The sequence below is a fragment of the Ruminococcus sp. CAG:57 genome, assembly GCF_000435935.1.
Lineage (GTDB): Bacteria > Bacillota > Clostridia > Oscillospirales > Ruminococcaceae > Hominimerdicola > Hominimerdicola aceti.
Genome location: NZ_FR890687.1, coordinates 11,930 through 16,135, shown reverse-complemented (window position 1 = coordinate 16,135; position 4,206 = coordinate 11,930). Strand labels below are relative to the sequence as shown.

Annotated in this window: 2 protein-coding genes; one reads left to right on the top strand and one right to left on the bottom strand. The window is 44.6% G+C overall.

Features of this window, described 5'->3' with window-relative positions; all coding sequences use genetic code 11:
- A partial coding sequence (locus tag QVO88_RS00990) for a glycoside hydrolase family 43 protein (RefSeq protein ID WP_288177680.1) occupies nt 1-1,418 on the bottom strand: 1,418 nt, incomplete at its 3' end.
- A 493-nt stretch (nt 1,419-1,911) separates the two neighbouring features.
- Between QVO88_RS00990 and QVO88_RS00985 the strand changes: the two genes are divergently transcribed.
- Nucleotides 1,912-4,068, top strand: a complete 2,157-nt coding sequence (locus QVO88_RS00985) for an Ig-like domain-containing protein (RefSeq protein ID WP_022286668.1) — start codon at nt 1,912-1,914, stop codon at nt 4,066-4,068.
- Nucleotides 4,069-4,206: the final 138 nt, after the last annotated feature.

The following is a 4,206-nucleotide window of genomic DNA, read 5'->3' as shown; positions in this document are numbered from 1 at the left end:
CCTGTGAAATTACCTGCAAGCTCAGTAGACAAAAACTTCGTTTGTGCTCCGCCCAAGTCTATATCTCCCGAATGCGTTTTCGCCGAGAAATTGTATGTAAAGTTGGAGGCATTACAGCAAAGCATAGCCGAGCTTTCTCCCTGCGGCAATGCTATGACATGATCCTCATGGCGAATATCGCCTATGCAAAGTCTGCGGAACAGCTCGACACCTTTATCCGTGCGTCTTAATGCTATCTCATAATGCTGATCGGGGGTCATGTAGAACACCAATCCTGCTTCGCCCTCGGTTATCTCGACTTTGCACTCCACTGATAAATTCATTTCTTTTTGTCTTATGCAGACAAAAGCTGGCGAGCCGTCTGCCTCAAAGATCGTATGCTCGTTAGGGGTAAGCTCAAAACGGTGATCATCAAGATAATAAAGCCCCATGTCAGGGTTTTGCATAAAGCACCACTCACGTCCGACTTTGGTATTCTCAAAAGTGTATTCCTTCCAAAACTCCTGCCTGATATCCCTGAGTTTGTCAGTTTCGACTTCCTTGCGAGTTGTGCCATTATCGCCCATTGTGAACCAGCCGTTCTCGTCGAAAGTCACTGGTACGAGATAGACTTCTCTGCCTGTAATGTGGTGCATCACCCACATATTTATCATTCTGAACGCAAGGTGGACGCACCAGAAGTTGCCGTTTTCGTCCTCCACAAGATCACCGTGACCGCACCCTTGTATCTCGTATCCACCGAGATTTCTGTTTGTGAGGACTGGGTTGTGAGGATAATTCTCAAAAGGACCGTAAGGGGTCTTGCCCTTGGCGTAGACTATCATATGACCGTATTCCGTACCGCCCTCAGCCGCCATAAGGTAGTATTCGCCCTTTATTTTGTAGAGGTGTGGGCTTTCAAGGAAACGTCCGCCTGCACCTGTCCATATGGTCTTGCTTGGCGTGAGCTTTTTGCCTGTTTCGATATCTATTTCGCACTGTGTAACGCCATGGTTGCCCTCATCGTCTTCACCATTGGACATAAAGTAGGCTTTGCCATTCTCAAAATACAGTGACGGGTCGATACCGCCCTGCTGAACATAAACAGGCTCAGACCATTCACCGTGGATATCGTCAGTATAGACATAGAAGTTTCCGCCATTTGTGACGTTAGTCGTTACCATGTAAAATCTGCCGTTATTGTATCTGATAGTTGGGGCATAGATGCCGCCCCAAGAGCCTGCGCCCTCCAATGGGAGCTGACTTTTTCTTGTGAGAACATGACCTATCTGCTTCCAGTTCACAAGGTCGTCGCTTTCATATAGAGGAACGCCCGGAAAAAACTGAAAAGAGCTGCAAACAAGATAATATTTGCCCTCAGCCTTACAGATGCTAGGGTCAGGATAAAAGCCTGATATGACCGGATTTATGTACTTCATATTGTGACCTCCGTTTATATTATACAGACATTATAATCTATTTCAGATGGCTTTTCAATATCTTCTCGTGCAGGATCGGTGAATTTTTGTGCAAATGAAAAACAAATTTCACTTTACGATCTTTGCGTTTGGGTAAAGCGATCAATTGATACGGATATCTAAGTGGGATAGTAGCTTTGACGGGAGAACGATGTTCGCCCCTACAGTTTTTTGCTGGGATATATGTAAATTTAAACGTTTTTGATAGCGTGTTAAGTATAAAAGTTACAAATTGTAATTTTTGCTCCGACATTTGTTCGTATGGCATATAACAGTCTATATTTCGGGGATATATCTGAATATAGAACTTGTGTTCCCTGTGAAAACAAACAAATATTTTAGTCATTTCGGCAAAAAGCGATAAAATCTGTTGCCAAATTGTAACCTTTATGATATTATGAAGTTGATATACGAAAACGTATAAGATAATTCTGTCAGTTAGGGGGCGTTTGGAATGGAAAAGGGGCTGAAAAAAGTTTTTTCGGCTATGGGCGCAGTATTTTGTGCTGTTATGATAATCATGCTTTGTCAGGTGACAAATGCGGTGAGCTACAGCGAACAGACCGTCACCGTGGACTATGATTATCAGGTCATAGACTCTTTTGAGGGCGTTGACGCTAAATACGTTCTCGGCTATTCCGACACCGGTTATTACTGCTGTGCAGGATATGTTTCACGTTTTTATGAAGAAAAGTTCGGTGTTACAGTATACAACATAAACATGGTGGACGACAAGCCTAGCGTGTACTGCTACGGCAAAAAGGCAGAGCTTCGTGAAGTGAAAACTCCGCAGGCCGGGGACATAATGCAGGACAAGGATTACTCTCATGTTGCCATTGTAAAGGACTGTCAGGGTACGACGGCTACTCTTATCGAGCAGAACTACAAATGGACTTGGAACGACACTGTTTACACTGTGAAAAACAGAAAGGTGCTTACTAACAATCACTATTTCTACAGACTTTACATAAACGGCGTTGCGCAAAGTCTTGACATCGACACAACAAGACCTGTTATCGCAAACGCAGGCTGTGAGAACATTACTGGAAAAGGCTACACTGTTAAAGCGGATATTTATGACAACAGGGCTGTGGCTTCGGTAAAGGTATCCACTTATTTTGAGGGCAACAAGACAAAGACTATAAGCCGGGTTTACACATCGGTGGTGAACTCGCTTTCACACTCAGTAAAGGTAACTGACCTTGGGAGCAAGGACGGATATTATATTACAACCATAACGGCTACTGACGAGGCCGGGAACAGCTCTGAGCAGGTCATAAAGACTTATGTTGACACAACTGCGCCGACCATATCGGGGGCAAAGGTGGAGAACATCACAGCAAAGGGCTTTGATGTTTCTTGCAATGTGAGCGACAAGAGCGGAGTTTCAAAGGTGGTCTTCCCTGCTTACCCTACAAAAAATGGTGAAAGTGCAAAGAAATACGCAAGCGTAAAGCTTTCGGGTGGCAAGGCTTCAGCTTATGTTTCTGCTGAGGACTATTCAGTAAAAAGCGGTGAATTTACCGTTAAGATAACGGCTTATGACAAATACGGAAACAGCTCAACAAAAACTATAAAGGCTAGCATAAAGCCTGCGGCTTCGGTAACATTGGATAAGGCTTCACTGACTCTTGACAAGGGCAAAAGCAGTGTTATTTCTGCAAAAATGGGTGGCGGAAGCGGTCTGACGGACTTTGTTTCCTGGAAGTCTTCTAACAGCAAAATTGCTTCTGTGTCAGACGGAAAGGTCACTGCAAAAGGGGTTGGCAGAGCAACTATCACGGCATACACAACAGGAGGAAAAAATGTTAAATGTACCGTCACTGTAAAGGGTAAAATCAGTGACAGCAGTATTTCGGCTATAAAGACGCAAAGCTACACAGGGAAGGCGGTTTCTCCTGCGCCTGCAGTGACATATGGCGGCAAAAAGCTTGTAAAGAACACTGACTACACTGTGAGCTACTCAAAGAACACAGCCATAGGTCAGGCAAGCGTAAAAATAACAGGCAAAGGCTTATACAAAGGCACAAAAACTGTGAACTTCAACATTCGTCCTGCCACAGTGACGAAGCTAAAAGTTTCTTCCACCGGTGAAAAAAGCGTTAAGCTTTCTTGGAAAAAGGTTACGGGTGCTGACAGCTACGCTATATACAGATATGACAGTACAAGCAAGAAATGGCAGAGGATAAAAACTGTAAAGGCTGTAAGCTTCACTGACAGCGGACTTGCTCGTGCAAAGGGGTACAGCTACAAGGTAAAGGCTGTGAAAAAATCCGGCGGAAAAGAATACATTTCGGCTAGCTACTCAAAGGCTATAGAGGCTGTCACAAAGCCTGCAAAGGCTTCATGCACGGCTAAATCAGCAGGCAGCGGCAGCATTGAGGTATCATGGAAAGCTGTTGGGGGTGCAAGCGGATATGAGATATACTCCTCTTCAAATGGCAGTGATTATGTGAAGTCGGCAAAGGTGGGTGGCTCTCAAAAGAGTGCTATCGTATCAGGATTTGAGCCTTACTCACTTAGAATGGTAAAGGTAAGGGCTTACAAAACTGTGAACGGAAAGACTTCTTACGGGGCTTTTTCGCAGGCGGCTATGGTTATTGTTAGGTAGGCTGGATACAGAAACATATGATATAAAATAAGCAGGCGATAGGTGATATGCGGGCGACCAAAGGTCGCCCCTACGATAGTTCAAGCATTGTAGGGGAGCGGCGCAATTTCTGCTTTGCAGAAATACGACGTCCCGATT